The following is a 25,233-nucleotide window of genomic DNA, read 5'->3' as shown; positions in this document are numbered from 1 at the left end:
TAATATCGTTTTATCTTATTTATTTAAAATATTTTTATTTTATTATTTTTAACATAGGTTTTAAGCCTTTTTCTTTCATACTTTTCTTATAGAAGTTTCTTAATACTTCTGCATTTTCTGCATTAGTTTTTTTGATATAGGTCAAAAATTGGGTTTCGGTGGCATGTCCTGTAATAGACATTATTACAGGGGTAGGAATTTGACCGTATAGGTTTGTAGCAAAGGAACGTCGACAGATATGGGAGGTTATAAGTTCGTATTTGGGATATGTGCCTTTTTCTTTTCGTTTGGTTTCTTTGTTGATTTTAGCTCCTTGTACTTGTTGGGTTAAGCCTGCTAGTTTTCCTAATTCTTTTATATATTCATTAAATTTCTGTTCGCTTATGGCTTTGGGTAAATTTCCGTTTCGTTTGGCTAGGGTTTGTTCTATATGGTTGTTAATGGGTATTTCTGCTATTTTTCCTGTTTTTTGGGCTTTAATTCGTATGGTATCGTCTTTTATATGGGTTAAGTCTAATCGCATGAAATCGGATACTCTTAGCCCTGTGTTTAATCCTATAATAAAAAGGTCTCGTACGTTGTCTAAACGTGGATTAGTGGAAAGGTCTAGGTTATAGATGGTTTCTATTTCTTTGATGGTTAGGTATATATCTTCTGTTTGTTCTGATAACCCCATAAATTCACTGTTTTTATAGTGGTTAGATATGGGCAAGCCTTCTAATGCAATTTGTCCACAAAAGAATTTTATTTTACCTATATATGTTCCTATGGTATTTAGATTAACTTTTTGTATGGTTTTACAATAGTCTACAAAGTCATAATAGAAATTCATGGTTATGTCTTGATGTAAGAGTTTCGTTTTTTTATATTCTTCATACATAACTAAGTAATTTCGGGTAGTTACATATTTTTTTAATGTACTTTGACTTATTGGTTTGCCTTTATATAATCGTTTAGAAGCTGTTTCTATAAATTTGGTAACCCAATCGGTATAATAGGTTTGTTCTGGTTTACTTTCGTCTACTCTATTAAAGAAAACAGAAACTTTATTTTTAAGCCACATTTTAGATATAGGTAATCCGCTGTTATACTCGGTATTAAAATTTTCTATAATGTATTGTCTGAGGTTTGCTAGGGTATTATTAATAAAGTCTTTGTCTTTTGCTGTTACTTTATTTCGTACGACTTCTTTTTCGTTATTCCAATCTTCATATTTTACTACCAATTCGGTGGAGGTTTTAAAGTCATATTTACGACCATGCCAAAACCTCAAGTGTATAGTGGAATATGGATTTTTTTGTTTGGTTATATAAAAGCGTACTTTCATGAAATAATTATTTATTCAAATTTAATAATAAGCCGACAATTTGCCAACTTTTATTTGATTTAACTTAATTTCTTTTAATTTCGACTAATTATTTAACCTACTTAAATTAAGGATTAAAGGCTTATTAGGATTAAGTTTATAGAGTATTTCATAAAGTTAGTTTTGCTCCCGTCTGGGGTACTAAAAAGCTTCTAATTGAAATAATTAGAAGCTTTTTTTTATTAAAAAACTTCATAAGATTATTATTACTACTAAAATTTCACCTAAATATTATTTGGGAAATTTAAAATTCTTTTACTAAATTTTACACATGAAAGACCATTTAGATGTTTTAAACTATTCCGGTATATTTTTATCTTGCTTTAGTAATAATCAAACTTCTTGTGTTCCTACCCTCAAAGACCATACTCTTATTTATTTATGCTCGGGTGAACATATCATTGTTGAAAACAATAAAAAAATTATATTAAAACCTGGAGAATCTGCCTTTGTCAGAAAAAACCACCGTTTAACGATGTTCAAAAACTATGGAGAAAATGGGCAGTACAAAGGTATATCAATCACTTTTCAACGAAAGTTTTTAAGAGAGTTTTACAACGCTCAATGGAAACACCAAAAATTACAGGAAAGCATCACTCCCACCCATCAAAACATTTTCAAATTAAATAACACTCCTGATCTAAAAAGTTTATTTGAGTCTCTTACGCCATATTTTGATTCCGGCGTAGAACCAACGAAAGACCTAATTCAATTAAAATTACAGGAAGGCATTCATATACTTTTAAAAACAAACATGAATTTCTACCCCATTTTGTTTGATTTTACAGAACCTTGGAAAATTGATATTCTTGAATTTTTAAACGAAAACTATACTTACGATCTATCGATCAGCGAAATAGCCTCCTATACTGGTCGTAGTTTAGCCACCTTTAAACGAGATTTTTCAAAAATTAGTCATTTACCTCCACAAAAATGGCTAATTAATAAACGATTAGAAGCTGCCTATGAAACATTAAAGTCTAGTAAAATTATGGTTAATGATTTATACACTGAAGTCGGTTTTAAAAATTTATCACATTTTCAAACCGCTTTTAAAAAAAAATATGGCTTTACTCCGGCAAGTTTTCATAAATCCGGTTCTATGAAGGGATAGTACTAGAAAGGGTATAAACCTTTTAAAGTCTACCGAGAAAAAATTAGTATTGCTTCTCTGTTAAGTATTTCCAGAAACGTTTAGGCATTTGCTGCCGTTGAAGCTTAAGATTGATGCGTTCTTTAATGGTAAGAGCTTGAAAATAACCTTTCCATAATTTTTGAAAACGTTTTTCATCTTCAGCTATTTGGTGGTCCTCCAGCTTACCATTGATCCATTGAGGATCCTCACTAAACGTAATTTCCTGAACGCTTTTCAAATCGTAATAAAACCCATATTTACGCTTGATATCATAGATTACCCACTGTTGATCTGCAAAACGATCCTTAAAATGATTAATCACTAAAGGTAAAGCATTGTGTGCGGGAGAAATGGGTGCAAAAAAAATGGAATCTGAGGCTTTTTGAAACCGTACAAATTGTTCTAAATGATGCCTTTCTCGGGTCACTTTTTTAGCAATTTGCGCAATTTCTAAAACATCTTTATCTCCAAAATTGGTTTCCATTCTTGTAGAGCTATCGATAGCTTTATGTATGTAACGAAAAATAATTTCATCATTTCCTTCAATTTCAGACAACCATGCATGCATCAACATTCTACAAGCGCGCTTAGATATTTTTTTTTCTAAAGCCTTCCACACTCTACCCGCTTTCTCCGTACTTGTAATAATGGTAAAAGTACGTTCCGTAAACAAGGGCGCAATATCTCCTTCCTGCATTAATCGATCCGGGAATTTTTTATACTTGTAAGAAATGAATACAACCGTTAATAAACCTTCAAACGTTTTATCATAAAAATAAACCAACATATTTTATAAATTATACTGGAAAAATAATTGGCAATTGACCGCTGGCAAAAGTTTTCTTTTTTGGCTCCGTTAAAATACTTCTTAATAATTTAGGAGTGGCTTCATGTATGGTGTAATTGGGTAATTCATTACAAGTAATAAAATATTGTGCTTTCTTCATAACTATTCCCATCTTTCTTAGCTGTGTTGCTGTGATCTTACCATGCCTACGAGACATAACTATTAAACGAGCAGACTTCACTCCTATCCCGGGTACACGTAAAATCATTCCATAATCTGCACGATTTACATCCACAGGAAAAAATTCCGGATGACGCAAAGCCCAAGACAATTTAGGATCAACTTCTAAATCTAAGTCCGGGTAAGCATCATTAGCAATCTCTTCTGCCTTAAAACCATAAAACCTCAACAACCAATCGGCTTGATACAATCGGTTTTCCCTTACTAAAGGCGCTTGTTTAATGGAAGGTAAGCGAGTATCATAATTGTTAACCGGAATAAATCCTGAATAGTACACGCGCCTCATGGTGGGGCGTTTATATAAAAGAGAAGAAATATGTAAAATATCCTTATCTGTTTCGTTCGTTGCACCAACAATCATCTGTGTACTCTGCCCAGCAGGCACAAAACGTGGGGCTGAACGAATTCTTTTTCGATCCTCAATATTCTCCAATACTCCTTGTTGAATATACTTCATGGGTTGAAAAACACTGGTATGATCCTTTTCAGGAGCTAGCAACTTTAAATTCTTCTCTGTGGGAATTTCTAAATTTACACTCATCCGATCTACATACAAACCTGCCTGATTTACTAGTTCCTGACTGGCTCCAGGAATACTCTTCATATGTATATACCCGTTAAATCTATGGAGGGTACGCAAATCTTTAACTACTCTTAGCATACGTTCCATGGTATAATCCGCATTCTTGATGATTCCGGAACTTAAAAATAAGCCTTCAATATAATTGCGGCGATAAAACTCAATGGTAAGTTCTACCAATTCTTTTACACTAAAAGAGGCTCTTTGAATATCATTGGTTCTACGATTGATGCAATAAGCACAATCAAAAATACATACATTGGTTAGTAAAATTTTTAATAAGGATACACATCTTCCATCTTCGGTATAACTATGACAAATACCCATTCCCCCAGCCGTATTGCCTAAACCTCTCGATTTATTATTTCTAGCAACTCCACTGGATGAGCAAGACACGTCATACTTTGCAGATTCTGCCAAAATTTTTAATTTATCATAAACTACATCTTTCATACTATGTATTAAAATATGGGATTTAAAAATTAATCTATAATCTGAAAAATATTATATAAAAAAATATTTTTTTATAAGACTTTGATTAATGTATTATTTTCATTCTTAGGTATTTAATTCAAAAAACATACTAAACTTGTCTTACAGAATAATTTATACCATAAAAATTTTTGTATCTATAAAAAAGGAATTATACGTATGTACAATCTATAGGCTAAACATTATTTGAAGCTCTTATTTTTAAACTTTTACCATTTACATTTCTTTGCCATTAACTAAAATGCTTTCCTTGGTTGGGTTTATAAATTTCGGTCAATATACCCTGGAACTATTTCAATATCCACTTCCCCAATTAACAAACCCACATTCATTCCTTCTTCTGCTGTACTTGGTCTTGTTCGGCTAAAGCCAATATCTAACCCTTTAATTGTTATCGATTTAGAAATTATATTTCCGAAAGAATCTATAAGACAAAGAGTATCTTCAATACTCACATTACCCTTACCAATTCTACCTGTTAAAATAGTTCCTCACCCCGGAACATTAAACACTTCAGTAATAATCATAAAAAAGTTATCCACTCTATCCATAAATTTTAACTGCAAATTTAAACTATTGGAAGTTCATTAGAGTTCCCTTAAGCTTCTCAACAAATTTTTTTGAGCTTTAAAACAAAATTTTAAACTTTTTTCTGGTCTACTTTTGTCTAGTAAAATTTTAAGAAAATCTATGAGACTTTTAACCCTTGTATTAGCTTCCATTCTTTTATCATTCGGATACATTCAGGCTCAAAATAAAAACAGTAACAATCTAAATTTTAAAAACATGATAAATTCAGATTCATACACCTTTAAACTAAGCGATAAGGTAACACGCGAAAAAGTAACATTTAAAAATAGATACGGCATAGAACTAATGGGAGATCTTTACATCCCTAAAAATCACAGTGGAGAAATGGCAGCCATAGCAATTTCCGGACCTTTTGGTGCAGTAAAAGAACAATCCTCAGGCTTATATGCCAACCAAATGGCAGAACGCGGTTTTATAACCCTTGCCTTCGACCCCTCCTATACGGGTGAAAGTGGTGGTGAACCTCGCCGCATATCATCCCCCGATATCAACACCGAAGACTTTAGTGCAGCTGTTGATTATTTAGGACTGCTCAGAGACGTAGATCGTCAGCGAATAGGTATCATCGGTATTTGCGGATTTGGTGGATTTGCCCTTAATGCCGCTGCCATAGATAAACGCATCAAAGCTGTAGCTACTGCTAGTATGTACGATATGTCAAGAGTAAATGCCAAAGGATACAATGACTCAATGACTAAAGAAGAACGCACACAACTATTGGAGCAAATGAGCCAACAACGCTGGATCGATGCAGCCAATGAAACTTTGACTTTCAAAGAAACAGGACTGCCTGACTCGCTTAAAGGCGATGAACCTCTGTTTGTCAAAGAATATTTCGACTATTATAAAACACCCAGAGGCTATCATCCACACTCCATCAACTCAACCGGATCATGGTCGTTTACCAATCCGGCGACCATGATGAATATGCCGATAATGACCTACATCAACGAGATTTCGCCACGTCCTATTCTACTTATTGCAGGTGAAAAGGCTCACTCTCGTTACTTTAGCGAAGATGCTTACAAAGCCGCAGCTGAACCTAAAGAATTGGTAATTATACCCAACGGAGTACACGTAGACTTATATGATCGTGTAGATATAATTCCCTTTGATAAACTAGATGCCTTTTTCACAAACAGTTTAAAGAAATAATACACCATGAATATATTGGATCGAATGAAAAGAGGGGATCTGATCTTAGAATCAGACCCGGAATACCCTCAACTCCTTGAAGCTTTGCATAGAGGAATGCGCATTACAGGAGAGCTCAATGCAAGCTATCATACTCCGGAGCAAACGCGCGCTATTATAAGTGAACTTACGGGACAAGAATTAGACGAAACTACTTGGATAGTTCCGCCCTTCCGAACCGACTTCGGACAGTTTATCCGCTTAGGAAAAAAAGTATTTATCAACAGTGGATGTATGTTTATGGACCGTGGAGGAATTACGCTTGAAGATGGAGTTTTCATCGGTCCGAACGTGAGCCTAATTACCGAAAATCATGCCGAAGAACCCCATCTTCGTCATAACGTATATACTAAGCCTATTTACATCCAGCAAAATGCTTGGGTAGGTGCAGGTGCCATAATATTACCGGGTATAACCATTGGAGAGAATGCCATTGTAGCGGCAGGATCTATTGTAACCAAAAATGTTGCCGATAATACCATCGTTGCTGGCAATCCAGCTAAACCGATCAGGGAGATAAAGAATTAAAATCGATGAATACTTTATCCATAACATTATCCTTATTTCTTTCAACAATCTTATCCGCGTGTTGCAAAGACAATCGAATAAATTCTTCTAAACAAATGGATATTAAAAATCAACAAGAAATAAAACTAATCATCGGTACAACAACCATTAATCTTACTTTAGAAAACAATCATACATCCAAAGCTTTCGTATCGCAATTACCTTTAACAATTGAAATGAACGATCTAAATGAAAACGAGAAGTATGGTAATCTTTCGGAAAATCTTCCCACAAATCCATTAAGAGTAAACACCATACACAAAGGGGATGTTATGTTATTTGGATCGAATACTCTGGTAATCTTTTACAAAAGCTTTAATACCTCTTATGAATATTCACTCATAGGAAAAATTACTCATCCTTACGATTTAGAAAAAGTTTTTGGAAAAGGAAAAGTAAGGGTAAAATTTATTCAATAAAAAAAGTTTGTAAAGCTTGTGATTTACTTTAATGATCAACATACGAATTAAAAACTCAAATATTTATTTTTCTTCTGTATTTTTGTATTTAAATCTATTTAAAAGAATACAATGTCAGAAGTTCGGGTACGTTTTGCTCCAAGCCCTACCGGCTACCTTCATATAGGGGGAGTTAGAACAGCACTTTATAATTATTTATTTGCTAAAAAAAATAAGGGTAAGTTTATTCTTCGTATTGAAGATACAGACCAAAATCGATTTGTAGAAGGTGCTGAACCATATATAAATGAAAGTTTAAAATGGTGTGGAATAGAGGTTGATGAAAGTGTTGAGAAAGGCGGTGCATTTGGACCTTACAAACAATCTGAAAGAAAAGAAATTTACGATCAGTACATCAAACAAATTTTGTCTACAGACTACGCTTATATTGCTTTTGATACACAAGAAGAATTAGAACAATTGCGCGCAGAACATGAAGCGAAAGGAAAGGTTTTTTCCTATAATTTTGAAATCAGAAATCAATTAAACAATAGTTTAACCTTAAGCGATGTAGAGGTTCAAAAGAAAATTGAAGAAGGTGTTCCTTACGTTGTAAGATTTAAAACACCTCCATACATAACTTTGGTTTTAAGTGATATGATACGTGGAAAGTTTACTATTGAAACAAATACTTTGGATGACAAAGTCCTAGTAAAGGCAGATGGTATACCTACTTATCATTTAGCCAATATTATTGATGATCATACCATGAAAATCTCTCATGTGATTCGTGGAGAAGAATGGTTACCCTCTTTACCTTTACATATACTTCTTTATGAAGCTTTTGGATGGAATCCTCCACAGTTTGCCCATCTTCCATTGATTTTAAAGCCAGAAGGTAAGGGTAAGTTAAGCAAAAGAGACGGGGATAAGTTTGGATTTCCCGTTTTTCCACTTGCCTGGGAAGACCAGAAAGAAGGAACCTCTTCCATAGGATATAAAGAAGAAGGCTACTTACCTCAAGCTTTTACCAATATGCTAGCTTTGTTGGGTTGGTCTCCCGCAGATAATAAAGAAATATTGTCTTTGGATGAGATGATCCAAGAATTTGATTTAGGTAAGGTGCATAAATCCGGAGCACGTTTTAGTAAGGAAAAGGCTGTATGGTTTAACCATGAATATATTTTAAAAAGCCCGGCACAAAATCTTTTACCTTTATTTGAAGAAGTTTTAAAAGAAAACGGAGTTACACCTAATCCTACTTTTGACACAAAGATTATAGCTTTATTGAAAGAAAGGGTGAATTTTGTAAAAGAAATATGGAAGGAAGGTTCCTTTTTCTGGATTGAGTCCAAGGAATACAACGAAAAAAATTATAAAAAAGTAGTAAAAGAAGATACTGATTCTATTCTTTCTCAAATACTAGAACTATTAGAAGGAATTAACTTTAATGAAAAAGAAATACATGATTGTATTCATAACTTTGTAGAAAAATCCGAATTGGGATTCGGAAAAGTAATGCAACCTATTCGTTTAGCTCTTGTAGGTGCATTAAGCGGTCCGGATATACCTGTGATTATGGAAATTTTGGGTAAAGAAGAAAGCTTACAAAGAATTCAAAAATTTATTAATGTAATAAAAAATTAAATATGAAAATAGCCGTAGCAGCAGATCATGCAGGGTTTGAATATAAAAATCTAATTTTTAAATATCTTACCGATCGAGGTTTTCAAGTTCATGATTTTGGAACTTATTCCCAAGATAGCGTTGATTACCCTGATTTTGTTCATCCTCTGGCAACTGCCATCGAAAATAAAGAATTTGATTTTGGATTTTTATTTTGCGGAAGCGGTGAAGGAGTTTCTATTACAGCAAATAAACATGCAGGAATACGTTGTGCACTATGCTGGCAAAATGACATAGCTAAACTCAGTCGACAACACAACAATGCCAATGTTATGGCAATACCTACAAGGTTTATTGCTAAAGAACTAGCACAAGAATTGGTAGATACTTTTTTAAGCACCCAATTTGAAGGCGGTAGACACGAAACAAGAGTTGAGAAAATCTCAAAATGGTGAACCCAATTTTATATTGGAACAAAATTTGTGAATTAATATTTAAAAATAAATACGTATTATTAAAAAATGGAAAACAACGAATACAGAAATACTGCTGAAAATTACACTTTAAAACAAACAGTGGCATCACAACAAGCTACTTTTATTGCTAAAGTTTATATGTGGATGAGTTTAGCCTTGGCTATAACTGGTTTAGCCGCTTATTATACGGCTACTTCAGAACCTTTACTTAATTTAATGTTTAAGCCCATTACAGGTGCACCAACTTTTCTTTTTTATGCATTAATTATTGGAGAACTTGCTTTAGTTTTTTGGTTGAGTGCAGCAATCAATAAAATGACACTAAGTCTAGCTACCGCAGTATTTTTATTTTACTCGCTAGTGAATGGGATGACTTTGTCAATGATATTTATTGCTTATACCATGAGCTCTATCGCTACCACCTTTTTTATTACAGCTGGAACCTTTGCGATTATGAGTGCCTATGGATATTTTACGAAAACAGATCTTACCAAAATGGGTAAAATATTATTTATGGCTTTAATTGGAATCGTTTTAGCAACTATTGTCAATATTTTTCTACACAATGGTACTTTAAATCTTATCATATCTATAGTTGGAGTTTTAGTTTTTGTTGGATTAATTGCTTATGACACTCAAAAAATAAAAGAAATTGGAGCTACCATCGGAGAAAATGGCACTGAAAATTATTCGAAAGGAGCTATTATGGGCGCTTTGTCTTTATATTTAGATTTTATTAATCTTTTCCTATTCTTATTAAGATTTTTAGGAGATAGAAGATAATTTCCTCCTTCCTAAATAATAAAAAAGCCCTAATTATTTAGGGCTTTTTTATTATTGAAATCATTCTTAAGAATTCTTATCTCTCAATTTCAGATTAGAAATATTTACTAACATATTTGAATTAAATAAATCAAAGATATTAATATCTTTTCCTTAAAAACTTTGCAATTAATATTTAAATAATCATCTCTTCTATCTTAAAACTACGAATTTCATTTATTTAAATATTTGATCAAATAATTTATTTTCAGAATATAGCCTCTATACCTCATCACCAATAAACATCAAGATTAAGTACTTTGAAAAGTTTAGTGTAATAATTATTATTCTTATCATTAAACCGACTTAAATTATTATTTTTGTAGCTTAATTAATTTATAATTAATAATGGAGAAATCCTCTAAAATTCTAGAGAAAAAACAAAAAAAAAGAGTTCTAATAACAATCTTTGGATTGTGCTTATTTATATTTTCTATTGCATTATTTCTCTCGTTCATTTATTTCTTTCTTTATTGGAAAGAAGATCAAAGTCAAATAACCAAGTTTCTAGATAAAAATGTGGTAGCTCTAAATCCCATGGGTAAATTTGGTGCTTTTTTAGGAGAATTTTTTATTTTTAATGGAATTGGAATAACAGCATTTTTTATACCTTTCTATTTGTTTTGTCTTTCCATTAAAGTTCTTATCGGTAAAGAAATCCTTAAGCTATGGAAGCTTCTTTCCCACGCAATATTCTTTATCATATGGCTACCTGTTTTTTTAGCCATGATTTTTAGTTATAAATGTTTACTTTCTGGTTTGATTGGTTATGAAGTTCACGATTATTTAAAATCTTTACTGGGTAGTGTAGGTACTGTATTTTTATTACTTCTGTCTCTAGCTGTGTATTTTATATTAGAATTTAATTTGAGTATGGATCACATTAAAGAAAAATTTAATTCTATACAACACAAAAATAGAAAAAGGACCACAGATGATTCTATAAATAATGAGCCCTTTGCGGATGAAAAAATATACGAAAAAATAGAAGATCCAAGTACCATACAGTCGGAATCTATATTAACGACTACTAAAGATGATATTAATGATAAGAATATTATTTTAAATTCAGATCCTGATATAAACATAGAAGAAAGAAATATTGAAATTTCTGTACAAGAAAACATTTCAACTAGTTTTGAAATAGATATACCAAAAGCAGAGGAGACGATTGAAGAAGTAAGTTTAACCATTGAAAATACAGAGGTTGAAGAAATTATTTCTGATGAAGAATTATCCAAAAATATCATAGATAAATCTGGTCCCTACGATCCAAAATTAGAATTAGGAAAGTATAAATACCCTCCCTTAGAATTACTAAAAACGTATAATATAGCTAACGATGCTATCACCATTAATAATCAAGAATTAGAAGAAAATAAAAATAAAATTGTTACTACCCTAGGAAACTATGGTATAGGAATTTCCAGTATAAAAGCTACTATTGGCCCTACGGTTACTTTATACGAAATTATCCCAGAGGCAGGCATAAGGATTTCTAAAATTAAGAATTTAGAAGATGACATAGCATTAAGCTTAGCCGCGCTAGGAATAAGAATTATAGCTCCCATCCCAGGCAAAGGTACAATAGGAATAGAAGTCCCCAATAGTACTCCTACTATGGTATCGATGCGTTCCGTTATAGCTTCTCAAAAATTTCAGAAAATTGAAATGGAACTCCCAATTGTTTTTGGTAAAACAATTTCAAATGAAACTTTTGTAACTGATTTAACTAAAATGCCTCACTTGCTAATGGCTGGAGCAACAGGACAAGGGAAATCCGTAGGTTTAAACGCAATTGTTACCTCATTGCTTTATAAAAAACACCCTAGTGAATTAAAATTTGTTTTTGTTGATCCTAAAAAAGTAGAACTTACTCTGTACAATAAAATTGAAAGACATTTTTTAGCTAAGCTTCCAGGATCTGATGAATCAATCATCACAGATACTAAAAAGGTAATAAATACCCTAAACTCGCTTTGCGAAGAAATGGACAGTCGCTACAAATTATTGCAGGATGCCTACGTTAGAAACATTAAAGAATACAACGAAAAATTTATACAGAGACGATTAAACCCTGAAAAAGGTCATAGATATTTACCTTACATTGTTCTTGTTGTTGATGAATTTGCTGATTTGATTATGACTGCGGGTAAGGAAGTAGAGCTACCAATTGCTCGCTTGGCTCAATTGGCTCGTGCCATTGGGATTCATTTAATAATCGCTACACAAAGACCTTCCGTAAATGTGATAACAGGGATGATTAAAGCCAATTTCCCCGCAAGAGTAGCTTTCCGAGTTACTTCAAAAATTGACTCAAGAACTATCCTTGATGGAAACGGAGCCGATCAATTAATTGGTAAGGGAGACATGTTATTTACCACAGGAAATGAACTTATACGTATGCAGTGTGCTTTTGTCGATACTCCTGAAGTTGATCAAATTACGGAATATATAGGTTCTCAACAAGGATACCCAGATGCTTATTTGTTACCAGAAGTCTATGAAGATAAACCAAGTGGGTTTGATTCTGAAGCGGAAGAAACAAAAAGAGACGACCTTTTTGCTGATGCTGCTCGCGTTTTAGTAAGTGCTCAACAAGGCTCAACATCATTAATTCAAAGAAAATTATCCTTAGGTTATAATCGTGCGGGACGAATTATGGATCAGTTAGAAGCTGCTGGTATTGTAGGACCTTTTGAAGGAAGTAAAGCCAGAAAAGTCTTAGTTACAGATTTAAATAGTTTGGAACAATTATTGGAAAATTTATAAAAATAAAAGTTTATTTTATATGAAAAAAATATTATTTCTTATGCTCTTTACGTCTTCATTCTTACTATGGGGGCAAAAAATAGATGCTAATGCTAAAACTATATTAGACAATGCCAGCGCTCAGCTAAGTAAAAGCTCAACATTTTATATTAAATTTAATTACTTATACACTGTCCCGGAACAAAAAAGCACCACGGAGGTCGGGCAAATTTATGCCGCTGGTAATAAATACCACCTAATATTGCCTAGCATAACTCAAATTTCAGACGGATCAAAAATTTATACAATTTCCAAGGATGATAAAGAAATTACAATTTCTAATCCTGAAGATGGAGATGGTATCTCGCCCATTAATATTTTAAATTTATATAAAAAAGGATTTAATATAAGTTCCGAAGGAAGCTCTACGGTTAATGGTGTAAAATGTTCTCTTATAAAATTGGTTCCTACCAACAACAAATCTAAATCCATTGTTTTAGCCATTGCCAATAATAAAATTGTACGAGTTTCGGAAAATTATAACGATGGTAGCTCACTGATCTTAACGATCACTGACTTTAAAGAAAATATCATTGTTAATAAATCCTTGCTGTCATTTGATTCAAGCAAATACCCGGATTATACAATTACTAACTTATAACATTTTTTATAACTGAACGAATGGTTAAAAAGCTAGACTGGTACATTATACGGACATTTTTTGGACCCTTTTTATTTATTTTTAGTGTTTTAATGTTCATCTTTGTTATACAGTTTGCTTTTAATCAAATGGATAAGTTCCTAGGGAAAGGATTAACACTATGGGACATTACCAAACTTCTTTATTATTTAGGACTTGATGTAATACGATTAGTACTACCACTAACCATACTACTTTCTTCTATAATGACATTTGGTGGATTTGGAGAGCGTTACGAATTAGCTGCCATGAAATCTGCTGGAATTTCTTTAGCTAGAGTTATGTTTCCTCTTTTCTGCTTTGTAGTCGTCATGTCTATTTGGTTGTTTTATTTTTCAAATACAGTACTTCCAGACAATCAAAGAAAGGCAAGAACCATGTTAACTAACATTATAAAAACCAGACCTGCCTTAAATTTTGAAGAAGGGAAATTTATAAAAGAAATGAATCCCTTTAGCATAAAAATTGGAAAAAAAAGTGGAGACAATGGAGAAATATGGGAGGATGTTTTCATTTATAAAAATACTTTCCCTAATGAAGATCAACAAACCATAATTTCAAAGAAAGGTAATATTGTTTCTAAAAATAACTATTTTCTTAAATTAGAATTGTACGATGGTTACATCTACCAAGAAGATATTAAAGGCAAAAGTCCTGCAGCCTTGGCTAAACAAGAAAGTAGTGTTATAAAATTTGATACATTAACCCAATACTTTGATATTTCTGATTTAATAAAAAAGTCATTAGATCAAGAATCAGGCGGAGATAATTACAGATACAAATCCTTTTCTAAACTTGATGTTTATATAGATTCCATACAAAAATCAAATCAAATTTATTATAAACAATTCGCAAATTATAGTTTATCTTTTTTGTTAAGTAATAGTAAACCCTTGGACTCTGTAGATTACTCAAGCTACAAAGCTAATCTCCCTTTTGATTGGAATAAGTTAGACAGTAATACTCAAGTAAGAATAGTTCAATCAGCCATTGATAACGTAAAGTATGCTAAATCAGAATTAGAAGCTAGAACTCCCGAAATAAAATCTACCGGTAAGTATATCTCAAAAATGATTATATGGCAACATAAAAATGTAATTTCTTTTTCATTTACTTGCATAGTATTCTTTTTAATAGGGGCACCTTTAGGGTCTATAATTAGAAAAGGTGGCGTGGGTATGCCTGTTATTGTCGCTGTTATCATATTTATTATTTTTTACGTATTGGGCTTGTATATGGAAAATTTAGCCAAAAATCAAATTATGAACGCCTATTGGGCTTCATGGATACCCAACCTAGTTTTTTTTCCTTTAGGTATTTTTCTAACATTAAAATCAATGAAAGATTCTGACCTTTTTGATGTTAATAACTACTTAGGTCCTTTAAGAAAATTCTTAAAAAAGATCAACGGCAATAAAAACACAGAACACAAAAGATATCAATAATTTATTCTAAATATTGTAAAATCCATTGGTACTTGCTGTCTGAAGATGAGATAGCTTTAATTGGATTTTCTCCTTTTAACCTAAGTTCAATTATTTTATTTTTATACTTACGCAAATAAATATTCCTTTGTAGTTCGTCTTCTGTAGCCTTATTTAAATTTATCTTTTTAATATTTTCAACTTTTACAACAAAAGCATTTAAAAGTGAATCTTTATTTCTACTAGTAATACCATAAACATCATCCAACTGATTTTTGGATACAAATCCCCCTAATCCATTACGAAAACTTATTAAACGTTTCGCTAGCACAGCATCGCCCAAAATTGCATAAATATCATTGTATGTTGCTTTATTTAAATCTATTTTATTTTTCAAAGTTGATTTCAGTTGTTTACGAATTGAAGACTCACCTTCCGGTAATCGAATATAAGCTTCGAGTTCTTTATATTTATCATCAGATACAACAAAACACTTTTTAATTTGTTCTTTAGAAGTAAACTTACCACCCAAGATCCCCTTATATTTAAGTATAACCTCTGCCTGCTTTTTGGTGAAACCAATTTTAACCCAATCATATAAAGTGTAATCATTAGGATCAAATAAAGTCAATGAATAAGTATTTTTTTGTAAATTTTGAATTTCTTGTTTTGCTGTATTGGTACGAAACTTTTCGGGCAGTTGTATGTATGATTCTAACTCTTTGTATTTTTCCTCTGATATTACAAAACATTTTCTAATTTGTTCTTTTGAAGTAAATACTCCACCCAACATTTCTTTATACTTCAAAATAACATCTGACTGCTTTTTGGTAAAACCTATCTTTTGCCAATCTTCAGAAGTATATTGATTCGGATCAAAAAATTTCAATGAATCCTTAGGATATGAAGAGCCAAATTCTGTAATCTGGGATTTTATGGAATGGGGCAATTCATTAACTATTATTGAAGATTTTTTTATAAACTTATCCTTATGTAAAAATATTTCTAAAGCAATAATAAATACTATAAGTAGTAACACTCCTACTCTTTGCTGTTTGATCATTTTAAGCCGAAACATACTCATAATTAAATAAGATTTTACAAACTATTAATAAAGATTTAGTGCCAAGTTTAAATTCGTTACAAACTAAGAATCAAAATTAAGGAAAACTTTCAGTGTTTTATCTAATCCTTAATTATAAATGTTATGCAAAAGTTAATGATAAGAATTTATTAAATAAACTTCTAATTCAACAAAAAACATTACTGTCCTAATTTATTATTAATTCAATAATAATAAACGTTTATTCAGCCAAAAAAAAATAAAATTAAAAACATATCCCCCATATTACTATCAATAATTAAAAACGAATAATTATTTTTTATCTTATTATAGATGCAGTATTTAAATAAACACACTATTATTCTCAATAAAATACTTAAATTTATCAAAAAATATTTGTGTATAATAAAAAACTATTCTAAATTTGGTTTAAGATTTACGAAAAAGACAATTATTTAATTAAAGATGTTCAATACAAACCATAATATAGTCATTCTCATTCTTTTGGTCATTTCCTTATAAGAAGAGAAAGGTTATTGGTATTATGCATCCATTAAAAAAAATTTATATAAAGCCTTTCTCTAGAAGTGAGAAAGGTTTTTTATTTATAAAAAATATCATACAATGAAGACACAATTACGAAGTCATACAAGCACACAAGGAAGAAGAATGGCTGGAGCCAGAGCATTATGGAGAGCCAATGGTATGAAAGAAGAACAAATGGGTAAACCTCTAATTGCCATAGTAAATTCATTTACTCAATTTGTTCCTGGACACGTGCATCTACATCATATTGGACAGTATGTTAAGGATGAAATTGAAAAACTAGGCTGTTTTGCTGCTGAATTTAATACTATTGCTATTGATGATGGAATTGCTATGGGGCATGACGGTATGCTCTATTCTCTACCATCCAGAGACCTTATTGCTGACAGCGTTGAATACATGGTTAATGCCCATAAAGCGGATGCTATGATTTGTATAAGTAATTGCGATAAAATTACGCCTGGTATGCTAATGGCAGCCATGCGATTAAATATTCCAACTATATTTGTATCTGGTGGACCTATGGAAGCCGGAAATCACAACAATCAACACTTAGATTTGGTTGATGCTATGATAAAATCTGCAGATAGCACAGTTTCCGATAAAGAGGTAAACGCTATTGAAAGGTTAGCTTGTCCCACCTGCGGATCATGCTCCGGAATGTTTACCGCAAACTCTATGAATTGTTTAAATGAAGCTATTGGACTTGCACTCCCTGGAAATGGTACTATTGTAGCTACCCATGCAAACAGAAAAAAACTATTTATAGATGCTGCCCACCATATAGTTGATAATGCATATAAATATTATAGAGACGGCGATGAATCTGTACTACCAAGAAACATTGCTACCAAACAAGCCTTTCTTAATGCTATGACTCTCGATATAGCCATGGGTGGTTCTACCAACACTATACTTCATCTTCTTGCAATTGCTAATGAAGCTGAAGTTGATTTTACTATGGATGATATTGATGCTTTATCAAAAAAAACTCCTTGTTTATGTAAAGTTGCTCCAAATAGCACGAAATACCACATACAAGATGTTAATCGTGCAGGCGGAATTTTAAACATCATGCATGAATTAGCCAAAGGTCATTTAATTGATACCTCTACCCCACGGGTAGATGGTCTCACTTTAGGACAAGCGATTGAAAAATACAACTTATGCAAAAACAATGTTGATGAAAAAGTTCTTGAATTATATAAATCAGCACCCGGAAATAAATTTAATCTAGTCATGGGTTCTCAAAACTCTCAATACGAAGAGTTAGATACGGACCGAAGTGAAGGTTGTATTAGAGATGTAGAACATGCTTATACCCAAGACGGTGGACTAGCCATTTTAAAAGGAAATATAGCACTTAACGGATGTGTGGTAAAAACCGCAGGTGTTGATGAAAGTATTTTTAAATTTACTGGAAAAGCTAAAATTTTCCAATCTCAAGACGATGCTTGCGAGGGAATCCTTAACGGAAGCGTTCAGTCTGGAGACGTAGTAATAATTACATATGAAGGACCTAAGGGAGGTCCGGGAATGCAAGAAATGCTTTATCCAACCTCTTATATTAAATCAAGACATTTAGGTAAAGAATGTGCCTTAATTACTGACGGACGTTTTTCTGGAGGAACATCTGGGCTTTCCATTGGGCATGTCTCACCAGAGGCAGCGGCTGGTGGAAATATTGGTTTGGTTAAAGATGGGGATATTATTGAAATTGATATACCCAACCGAAGTATTAATGTAAAAATCTCCGATCAAGAATTGGCTTTTAGAAGAGAGCAAGAATTAGCCAAAGGTGAAAATGCATTTAAACCCCACAGAGATAGAAAAATTTCTAAGGCTTTAAAAGCTTATGCTAGCATGGTTAGTTCCGCAGATTTAGGAGCGGTAAGAATTATTAAATAAATAAAAATATAAACATAGAAAGCTATGAGTAACAATAAAATTTCCGGGAGTGAAGCTCTAATCCGTTCATTAATAGCTGAGGGAGCGGATACTATTTTCGGTTACCCCGGAGGAGCTATCATGCCTGTATTTGATACCCTATATGATTATAAAGATAAAATTAAACATTACCTTGTAAGACATGAACAGGCGGCCGCACACTCCGCCCAAGGTTATGCACGGGTAACCGGAAAGGCTGGAATTGTTTTAGTAACCTCTGGTCCCGGAGCTACCAATACAATCACTGGTATTGCTGACGCTATGATTGATAGCACACCTTTAATAGTAATTGCTGGTCAAGTATCCTCAAGCTTACTTGGAAGCGACGCATTTCAAGAAGCAGACATAGTAGGTATAACTAAACCCATTTGTAAATGGGCTTACCAAGTAAGAAAAGCTGAAGATATTGCTTGGGCTATTGCTAGAGCTTTCTATATAGCTAATACTGGACGTAAAGGCCCGGTAGTTATTGATATAACTAAAGATGCACAACAAGGCTTACTTGAATACTCCTATAAGCCCATGAACTTCATACGTAGCTACCAACCGGTTCCTGACATTAACCTTAATGATATACAGGAAGCGGCAAAATTAATTAATGGAGCAAAAAAACCTTTGGCTCTTATTGGTCAGGGAGTGCTTTTAGGAGAAGCTGAAAATGAACTAAAAATATTTTTAGAAAAAGCAGACATACCCTCTGCTTCTACGATCCTTGGCTTATCTGCTCTACCCACCAATCATCCGCTTAACATGGGAATGCTAGGGATGCATGGGAATGTAGCTCCAAATATGAAAACCAATGAATGTGACGTATTAATTGCTATTGGAATGCGTTTTGACGATCGAGTTACCGGAGATCTAAATACTTATGCCAAGCAAGCCAAAGTTATCCATTTTGATATTGACCCTGCTGAAATAGATAAAAATGTAAAAACAACAGTCAAAGTCTTAGGTGATGCTAAAGAAACTTTAAGTGAAGTTACCAAATTCATTAGTGAAAATAAGCATACTGAATGGAAAAATAGTTTTAAGGTATTCATTGATAAAGAAGAAAAATTCGTAATTGAAGAAGAAATTCATCCGCAAGACGGAGGAATTAAAATGGGAGAAGTAGTAAGAAAAGTTTCTGAAGCTACTAATAACGAAGGAATTCTTGTTACGGATGTTGGGCAGCATCAAATGATGGGGGTACGTTACTTTAAATACAAGGAAACGCGAAGTGTTGTTACCTCCGGAGGTTTAGGGACTATGGGCTTTGGATTACCGGCAGCTATTGGTGCAAAAATTGGAAATCCTGATAGAACCGTTTGTCTTTTTGTTGGAGATGGTGGATTTCAAATGACTTTGCAAGAACTCGGAACTATTATGCAATATGGAATTGATGTTAAAATCATCATTCTAAATAATCATTTTCTGGGAATGGTAAGACAATGGCAAGAACTCTTTTTTGACGAAAGATATTCAGAAACTATTATGGATAACCCTGATTTTGAAGCGATAGCCAAAGCCTATCGAATAGAAGCAAAAACTATTAATAAAAGAGAAGATTTAGATGCTGCTATCCATGAAATGATTCAGCACAAGGGGTCTTACCTATTAGATATACAAGTAGAATTAAAAGGTATGGTTTATCCCATGGTGCCCGCAGGAACATGTGTTACTAACATCTTACTAGGAAATTCTGAAAAAGCCTAAGTCATTAAATTCTTTAATTTAATTAATTCTTATATTAAGAAACCATGGAACAGAAAAATAATAATACTTTATATACCATCACCATTTTTTCAGAAAATACTGTTGGTATTTTAGGTCAGGTTACCAGCGTATTTACTCGAAGATTTTTAAACATTGAAACCTTATCCGTTTCACCTTCAGCTATTGAAGGAATACATAAATTTACCATTACTACTTTCTGCAATAAAGAAACAGTAGAAAAAATCGTAAAGCAAATTGATAAAGGTGTTGATGTACTAAAATCTTACTATAACACAGATGAAGAATTAATTCATCAAGAAATTGCTTTATATAAACTTTCAACCTCTGAATTTTTAAAGATTGGATCTGTAGAAAATTTAATCCGTAAGTATAATGCACAAATTCTAGAAATTAACGAAATTTGTGTGGTTATACAAAAAACTGGACATTATGAAGACACTCAAGCTCTTTTTAAAGAGCTAAGCAATTCCATTCAAGTCTTACAATTTATACGCTCTGGAAGAATCGCAATTAATACTTCAAAAATTGAACGCCTAAGCGATATGCTTTCCGAGCTTAAAATCAAAGAATCAAATGAAAAACAATAAATTAATTAAAAAATAATAATATGGCAGAAATGAATTTTGGCGGAGTAGTTGAAAATGTAGTTACTCGTGAAGAATTTCCTTTAGAAAAAGCTAGAGAAGTTTTAAAAAATGAAACCATTGCAGTAATTGGTTATGGTGTACAAGGTCCAGGACAAGCATTAAATCTTCGTGACAACGGATTTAATGTTATTATCGGACAAAGAAAAGGAGGAAAAACATGGGAAAAAGCAATCGCTGACGGTTGGGTTCCTGGCGAAACTCTTTTTGACATTGAAGAAGCGGCTGCTAAAGGCACTATCATTCAATATTTATTGTCTGATGCTGCACAAATTGAAGTATGGCCGAAATTAAAACCGCACTTAACCGCTGGTAAAGCTCTTTATTTCTCTCACGGATTTGGTATAACTTTTAATGATAGAACCGGTATTGTTCCTCCGAGTGATATTGATGTTATTTTAGTAGCTCCTAAAGGCTCAGGAACTAGTTTAAGACGTATGTTCTTAGAAGGTAGAGGTTTAAACTCTAGCTTTGCAATCTTCCAAGATGCTACTGGAAAAGCTAAAGAAAGAACGATTGCTTTAGGAATTGGTGTAGGTTCCGGATACTTATTTGAAACTGACTTTAAAAGAGAAGTTTATTCTGACCTTACTGGAGAAAGAGGAACTTTAATGGGTGCTATACAAGGTATTCTATTGGCTCAATACGAAGTGTTACGTGAAAATGGACATACTCCTTCTGAAGCTTTCAATGAAACAGTGGAAGAACTTACTCAATCTTTAATGCCTTTATTTGCTGAAAAGGGTATGGATTGGATGTATGCCAACTGCTCTACTACTGCACAAAGAGGTGCTTTAGATTGGATGGGACCATTCCACGACGCAACTAAACCTGTATTTGCTAAGTTATACTCTGAAGTTGCTTGTGGAAATGAAGCACAAAGATCCATCGACACAAATTCTAAATCAGACTACAGAGAAAAACTTGAAGACGAATTAAAAGCTCTTCGTGAAAGTGAAATGTGGAGAACTGGCGCCGTAGTAAGAAAATTAAGACCTGAAAATAATTAAAATTAATTATAAAATAAAAAAGCGATCCCAAAAAAGGGATCGCTTTTTTTGTGGTATTGATTTATGAATTAATTTTTTATAATTTTTTGCACGTTAGAAAATTCTTCGGAAGATAATTTTATAAAATAAACTCCAGAAGTTAAATGCTGAATATTAATGTTGCCTTGCTCTCCTACAAAAGAATATTCTGCGATCTGTCTTCCTGATAGATCTAAAATTTGAACCTCTACCTTTTTTGTATTTCCTTTCATTTTAAAATTTAATACTCCATGCGTTGGGTTAGGAGAAACTCTTGTTTCCGAAGAGATTGAAGTATCAGGTTCAGGTTTAGGATTCAGAATAATTTCTGTACTTTCATTTTCTTCAATTAAAATATTTTTTTCAATATCGGAAATGTAAGAATCAGAATAAGTTACTGTTAAGTGAATTTTATGAACGCCTAGGGATTTGAATGTAACTACTGGATGGGATTCTGTTGAAGTAATTGAATTACTTCCGTCTTCAAATCTCCATAAATAATCAATGGGTTCACCTGTGGTTTGTAAACTAAAAGTAATAGGTTCATTCTGCCGAAGAACTTCCTGATCTTCTAGAATTTCTCCCTTCGGAGCAATGAACTGCTGATTAGAGATTCTTATAAACGTAATATATTCATCTTCTTCAATTTTTTGAGTCCCAAAAACTAAAGGTTGATCGTTGGATTGTAAGAGTAAACCTTGTAAATTTAAAGATTCTTCAAAAGAGATTTTGCCTTGATTGGTAAAAGTAGTATCTAACTGCCCCTCGGCATGTAAACGTATCATTTCATAATATCCATCCGTATGTAAATACAGTAAAAGTAATTTATCGTCCGATTGAGTCTTGAGACTAATTAAACGTTTAGAATGATCAACGGTATATTTTCCCTGATTGGCAAAACTGGTGTCTAAGCTACCATCTGTATTTAAGCGTATCACCTCTAAAGCTCCTTTGGAGTTTTCTATTACAAAAATTAATTTGTTATCAGTACGTATTGTATATCTATATACATTTACCTCCTCCGATAGTAATTCATTTAAATTTAAGGTTCCATTATTTCCAAAAGTAGCGTCAATATCTCCATTCTGTAACCAACGTGAAATTAAATTATTTTTAATTCCAATGATTTTATAGTCCGGCTGCACTAAAAGATTATCTGGTAGAAAACTCATTTTTGGTTGAAATGTTGAATCCATTTCTCCGTTAAAATTGCAACGATAGATTCCTTGGTTGAGTGCTCCGGGATCAAATTCATGCCCAAACGACAATACTCCGCTTTTAATAAACAAAAATTTATCTTCATTTTGCAAGATCACTGAATAAATTTTCTCGTTGTTTATATTGCTATAAGTATTAAAAATTGTTTTATCATTAGATCCATTTATATCAGAAATAAGCAATCTTCTCCCTGTATCATTTCCAATTTTATATAGTAAATTAGTTAAATATCTCCCATTGGGAAGTTTAATCATATCAATTATAGTTGTCGTTTGATTGAGTCCATTTATTCCATAATAATTAATTTTATTCCCATTTTCATCAAGAATTATATTGGAACCTAACTTACCTACAGGAGATGTAACAAAACTTACAGGTAATATTTCACCTATAATATTATCGTCGTTGCTAATACTTGAAATTAAGTCATAATTATCATTTTCATTCTCAATTTGAAAATAACTCCCATCTATTTTTCCTTGATTGTCTATTCTTACGATTCTTGAATCATTGGTTGAAAATAATATTTTATCCCCTTTCTGTAAGATGATGCTTGTTAATTTTTGTACAGGCTTTTTAGATCCGAACATCAAAATACCTTGAGTTCCGAACGATAAATCCATTTCCCCCTTAGCATTAAATTTATACAAGGCTAGTTGTGACTTTCGCTTAGTTCCTGTTTGATAATTACCTATAGATATTAAATCACCATTATTTTTTTCAATAGTTCCGATGGTTGATTCATTTAACATAGAACCTGTAGAAGAGTGATTAAAAGATAGAATACCTTTTACACCAAAATTTTCTATTAAATCCCCCTTAGCGTCTAATAAAAAATAGGATATATGGGATGTCATATAATTTGTAATTCCTGAAAAAATCAAATTCCCATTGTTAAGCTCTGTTATTTCATTTATTTTAAGATCTTGAAATAAAAAATTATCAATTTGGATATGCTCTTTATTAAATAGTATTTTTTTTCCATCGGGAGTGGTCTTTTGAACTATTACTTTTAAAATACCATCTACTGTCTCAACATTCGCAAAAAAAAGAAGGTTTCCGTCTTTAAGTGTTTTAATCTTTATATTCGTTGCCGCATTAAAACTAGAATCATTAATATCATTTATAGAAAGTAATCCGTCCTCAGTGCCAAAACTTTTATCTATAGACCCATTGTAAGTAAATTGTAATGCTTGAAAGGAATTGGATGAAAAAAAATCTGATCCTGAGATTATTATTTCTCCTAAACTTTTAGATACTATATCAGTAGAAAGCCTAGTAAATATATTCGGAATAAGAGCTTTCCCTTGTGCTCCAAAACTAGAATCTAAATATCCATCCTGTCCTATCCTAAGCAAATACCTAAGTTTATTTTGATTATCCGTACATGTTACTAATACTTTATCGTCCTTTTGAATAGTACTACCGATATAACCAAGATTTGTATAGGTTACTTCTCCATTGGTTCCATAATTTTTATCTGAAGTACCATCTGCCAAAAATCTTTGAAGTTTAAAGCTAGTGTTATCATTTTCTGTAGTAATCGCTAATATTTTATTATCTTTTAATAGAAAAATCTTTGCATTTATTATGTTTTTTATTCTTCCGTTAGTAGCAAAAGAAGTATCTAGAGTATAGTCAGAATTTAATCTAAAGATTCCATTATTGGATGCAATTAATATTTTCCCATCTTCATAGGTTTGATAGCTATAAGGATAGTCGTCTTGCTCATCAGGTTGAAGCTGAACAATGCCATTATCTCCATAAGTTTTGTCATAAGCTAACTTTTGAGAATAGCTTAGTAAAGAAAATAAAAAAAATAGCAATAAAAAAAATAGATTTTTTTTCATGTTTAAGGTTAGTTTTAAATTAGTTTTTGTTACAAAAGTAACATTTTATACTGATTACTTTTAAGATAATAT

Annotated in this window: 20 protein-coding genes; 14 read left to right on the top strand and 6 right to left on the bottom strand. The window is 32.3% G+C overall.

Annotated features, from left to right (window positions below; genetic code table 11):
• Nucleotides 1-34: 34 nt before the first annotated feature.
• Nucleotides 35-1,327 carry a site-specific integrase gene (locus ETU10_RS03260; protein WP_146262171.1) on the bottom strand — a complete coding sequence of 431 codons (1,293 nt, stop codon included), beginning with the start codon at nucleotides 1,325-1,327 and terminating at the stop codon, nucleotides 35-37.
• 310 nt (nucleotides 1,328-1,637) lie between these two features.
• Here ETU10_RS03260 and ETU10_RS03255 point away from each other — a divergent pair, with 310 nt between their 5' ends.
• Nucleotides 1,638-2,480 carry a helix-turn-helix domain-containing protein gene (locus tag ETU10_RS03255; RefSeq protein WP_146309874.1) on the top strand — a complete coding sequence of 281 codons (843 nt, stop codon included), beginning with the start codon at nucleotides 1,638-1,640 and terminating at the stop codon, nucleotides 2,478-2,480.
• Between the two features lie 43 nt (nucleotides 2,481-2,523).
• On the opposite strand, the gene ETU10_RS03250 is transcribed toward ETU10_RS03255, so the two are convergent.
• The 3 genes from ETU10_RS03250 to ETU10_RS03240 all read right to left on the bottom strand — a co-directional run bounded on the left by ETU10_RS03250 (nucleotide 2,524) and on the right by ETU10_RS03240 (nucleotide 5,055).
• A complete protein-coding gene (locus ETU10_RS03250) occupies nucleotides 2,524-3,288 on the bottom strand; it encodes a TIGR03915 family putative DNA repair protein (protein WP_146309872.1) in 765 nt (254 codons plus the stop codon).
• Between the two features lie 10 nt (nucleotides 3,289-3,298).
• Nucleotides 3,299-4,561, bottom strand: coding sequence for a putative DNA modification/repair radical SAM protein (locus tag ETU10_RS03245; RefSeq protein WP_146309871.1), 1,263 nt, complete (start codon nucleotides 4,559-4,561; stop codon nucleotides 3,299-3,301).
• A gap of 299 nt (nucleotides 4,562-4,860) precedes the next feature.
• Nucleotides 4,861-5,055 (bottom strand): hypothetical protein, encoded by a 195-nt coding sequence (locus ETU10_RS03240; RefSeq protein ID WP_146309869.1) that lies wholly within the window; start codon nucleotides 5,053-5,055, stop codon nucleotides 4,861-4,863.
• A gap of 235 nt (nucleotides 5,056-5,290) precedes the next feature.
• Between ETU10_RS03240 and ETU10_RS11415 the strand changes: the two genes are divergently transcribed.
• The 9 genes from ETU10_RS11415 (at nucleotide 5,291) to ETU10_RS03195 (ending at nucleotide 15,170) form a co-directional block, all read left to right on the top strand.
• Entirely contained in the window at nucleotides 5,291-6,346 is a 1,056-nt protein-coding gene (locus tag ETU10_RS11415; protein ID WP_146309867.1) for an alpha/beta hydrolase, read from the top strand.
• Nucleotides 6,347-6,676: 330 nt separating this feature from the next.
• Nucleotides 6,677-6,913: a DapH/DapD/GlmU-related protein gene (locus tag ETU10_RS11230; protein WP_221410358.1), complete on the top strand. Its 237-nt coding sequence runs from the start codon at nucleotides 6,677-6,679 to the stop codon at nucleotides 6,911-6,913.
• Nucleotides 6,914-6,918: 5 nt separating this feature from the next.
• Nucleotides 6,919-7,371 (top strand): cyclophilin-like fold protein, encoded by a 453-nt coding sequence (locus tag ETU10_RS03225; RefSeq protein WP_146309863.1) that lies wholly within the window; start codon nucleotides 6,919-6,921, stop codon nucleotides 7,369-7,371.
• Between the two features lie 111 nt (nucleotides 7,372-7,482).
• Entirely contained in the window at nucleotides 7,483-8,997 is a 1,515-nt protein-coding gene (gene gltX, locus ETU10_RS03220) for a glutamate--tRNA ligase (protein WP_146309861.1), read from the top strand.
• Nucleotides 8,998-8,999: 2 nt separating this feature from the next.
• Entirely contained in the window at nucleotides 9,000-9,431 is a 432-nt protein-coding gene (rpiB, locus tag ETU10_RS03215) for a ribose 5-phosphate isomerase B (RefSeq protein WP_146309859.1), read from the top strand.
• A gap of 66 nt (nucleotides 9,432-9,497) precedes the next feature.
• Nucleotides 9,498-10,235 carry a Bax inhibitor-1/YccA family protein gene (locus ETU10_RS03210; RefSeq protein ID WP_146262181.1) on the top strand — a complete coding sequence of 246 codons (738 nt, stop codon included), beginning with the start codon at nucleotides 9,498-9,500 and terminating at the stop codon, nucleotides 10,233-10,235.
• Nucleotides 10,236-10,622: 387 nt separating this feature from the next.
• Entirely contained in the window at nucleotides 10,623-13,046 is a 2,424-nt protein-coding gene (locus tag ETU10_RS03205) for a DNA translocase FtsK (protein ID WP_146309857.1), read from the top strand.
• Between the two features lie 19 nt (nucleotides 13,047-13,065).
• The gene (locus ETU10_RS03200; protein WP_146309855.1) at nucleotides 13,066-13,686 is read left to right on the top strand and encodes a LolA family protein; all 621 of its coding nucleotides are present in this window, start codon (nucleotides 13,066-13,068) and stop codon (nucleotides 13,684-13,686) included.
• Nucleotides 13,687-13,706: 20 nt separating this feature from the next.
• The gene (locus tag ETU10_RS03195; RefSeq protein ID WP_146309853.1) at nucleotides 13,707-15,170 is read left to right on the top strand and encodes an LptF/LptG family permease; all 1,464 of its coding nucleotides are present in this window, start codon (nucleotides 13,707-13,709) and stop codon (nucleotides 15,168-15,170) included.
• A 1-nt stretch (nucleotide 15,171) separates the two neighbouring features.
• Here ETU10_RS03195 and ETU10_RS03190 read toward each other — a convergent pair whose 3' ends face one another.
• Nucleotides 15,172-16,233, bottom strand: a complete 1,062-nt coding sequence (locus ETU10_RS03190) for a ComEA family DNA-binding protein (RefSeq protein ID WP_146309851.1) — start codon at nucleotides 16,231-16,233, stop codon at nucleotides 15,172-15,174.
• A 603-nt stretch (nucleotides 16,234-16,836) separates the two neighbouring features.
• Between ETU10_RS03190 and ilvD the strand changes: the two genes are divergently transcribed.
• The 4 genes from ilvD to ilvC are packed head-to-tail and all read left to right on the top strand — an operon-like array spanning nucleotide 16,837 to nucleotide 22,075.
• Nucleotides 16,837-18,666 (top strand): dihydroxy-acid dehydratase, encoded by a 1,830-nt coding sequence (gene ilvD / locus ETU10_RS03185; RefSeq protein WP_146309849.1) that lies wholly within the window; start codon nucleotides 16,837-16,839, stop codon nucleotides 18,664-18,666.
• Between the two features lie 24 nt (nucleotides 18,667-18,690).
• A complete protein-coding gene (ilvB, locus tag ETU10_RS03180) occupies nucleotides 18,691-20,400 on the top strand; it encodes a biosynthetic-type acetolactate synthase large subunit (RefSeq protein WP_146309847.1) in 1,710 nt (569 codons plus the stop codon).
• A gap of 44 nt (nucleotides 20,401-20,444) precedes the next feature.
• Nucleotides 20,445-21,008, top strand: a complete 564-nt coding sequence (gene ilvN / locus ETU10_RS03175) for an acetolactate synthase small subunit (protein WP_146262188.1) — start codon at nucleotides 20,445-20,447, stop codon at nucleotides 21,006-21,008.
• A 20-nt stretch (nucleotides 21,009-21,028) separates the two neighbouring features.
• A complete protein-coding gene (gene ilvC, locus ETU10_RS03170; RefSeq protein ID WP_146262189.1) occupies nucleotides 21,029-22,075 on the top strand; it encodes a ketol-acid reductoisomerase in 1,047 nt (348 codons plus the stop codon).
• Between the two features lie 68 nt (nucleotides 22,076-22,143).
• Here ilvC and ETU10_RS03165 read toward each other — a convergent pair whose 3' ends face one another.
• Nucleotides 22,144-25,161 (bottom strand): T9SS type A sorting domain-containing protein, encoded by a 3,018-nt coding sequence (locus ETU10_RS03165; protein WP_146309845.1) that lies wholly within the window; start codon nucleotides 25,159-25,161, stop codon nucleotides 22,144-22,146.
• Nucleotides 25,162-25,233: the final 72 nt, after the last annotated feature.

It is taken from the genome of Apibacter muscae, assembly GCF_007845595.1.
In the GTDB taxonomy this organism is placed as follows: Bacteria; Bacteroidota; Bacteroidia; order Flavobacteriales; family Weeksellaceae; genus Apibacter; species Apibacter muscae.
Note: the sequence above shows the minus strand (reverse complement) of the source record. Positions and strands in the feature narration are given on the sequence as shown.

What these genes read in the sequence shown, in the direction of transcription:
- ETU10_RS03260 (WP_146262171.1), bottom strand. Translation starts at nt 1,327, where the DNA reads ATGAAAGTACGCTTTTATATAACCAAACAAAAAAATCCATATTCCACT.
- ETU10_RS03255 (WP_146309874.1), top strand. Translation starts at nt 1,638, where the DNA reads ATGAAAGACCATTTAGATGTTTTAAACTATTCCGGTATATTTTTATCT.
- ETU10_RS03250 (WP_146309872.1), bottom strand. Translation starts at nt 3,288, where the DNA reads ATGTTGGTTTATTTTTATGATAAAACGTTTGAAGGTTTATTAACGGTT.
- ETU10_RS03245 (WP_146309871.1), bottom strand. Translation starts at nt 4,561, where the DNA reads ATGAAAGATGTAGTTTATGATAAATTAAAAATTTTGGCAGAATCTGCA.
- ETU10_RS11415 (WP_146309867.1), top strand. Translation starts at nt 5,291, where the DNA reads ATGAGACTTTTAACCCTTGTATTAGCTTCCATTCTTTTATCATTCGGA.
- ETU10_RS03225 (WP_146309863.1), top strand. Translation starts at nt 6,919, where the DNA reads ATGAATACTTTATCCATAACATTATCCTTATTTCTTTCAACAATCTTA.
- gltX (WP_146309861.1), top strand. Translation starts at nt 7,483, where the DNA reads ATGTCAGAAGTTCGGGTACGTTTTGCTCCAAGCCCTACCGGCTACCTT.
- rpiB (WP_146309859.1), top strand. Translation starts at nt 9,000, where the DNA reads ATGAAAATAGCCGTAGCAGCAGATCATGCAGGGTTTGAATATAAAAAT.
- ETU10_RS03210 (WP_146262181.1), top strand. Translation starts at nt 9,498, where the DNA reads ATGGAAAACAACGAATACAGAAATACTGCTGAAAATTACACTTTAAAA.
- ETU10_RS03205 (WP_146309857.1), top strand. Translation starts at nt 10,623, where the DNA reads ATGGAGAAATCCTCTAAAATTCTAGAGAAAAAACAAAAAAAAAGAGTT.
- ETU10_RS03200 (WP_146309855.1), top strand. Translation starts at nt 13,066, where the DNA reads ATGAAAAAAATATTATTTCTTATGCTCTTTACGTCTTCATTCTTACTA.
- ETU10_RS03195 (WP_146309853.1), top strand. Translation starts at nt 13,707, where the DNA reads ATGGTTAAAAAGCTAGACTGGTACATTATACGGACATTTTTTGGACCC.
- ETU10_RS03190 (WP_146309851.1), bottom strand. Translation starts at nt 16,233, where the DNA reads ATGAGTATGTTTCGGCTTAAAATGATCAAACAGCAAAGAGTAGGAGTG.
- ilvD (WP_146309849.1), top strand. Translation starts at nt 16,837, where the DNA reads ATGAAGACACAATTACGAAGTCATACAAGCACACAAGGAAGAAGAATG.
- ilvB (WP_146309847.1), top strand. Translation starts at nt 18,691, where the DNA reads ATGAGTAACAATAAAATTTCCGGGAGTGAAGCTCTAATCCGTTCATTA.
- ilvN (WP_146262188.1), top strand. Translation starts at nt 20,445, where the DNA reads ATGGAACAGAAAAATAATAATACTTTATATACCATCACCATTTTTTCA.
- ilvC (WP_146262189.1), top strand. Translation starts at nt 21,029, where the DNA reads ATGGCAGAAATGAATTTTGGCGGAGTAGTTGAAAATGTAGTTACTCGT.
- ETU10_RS03165 (WP_146309845.1), bottom strand. Translation starts at nt 25,161, where the DNA reads ATGAAAAAAAATCTATTTTTTTTATTGCTATTTTTTTTATTTTCTTTA.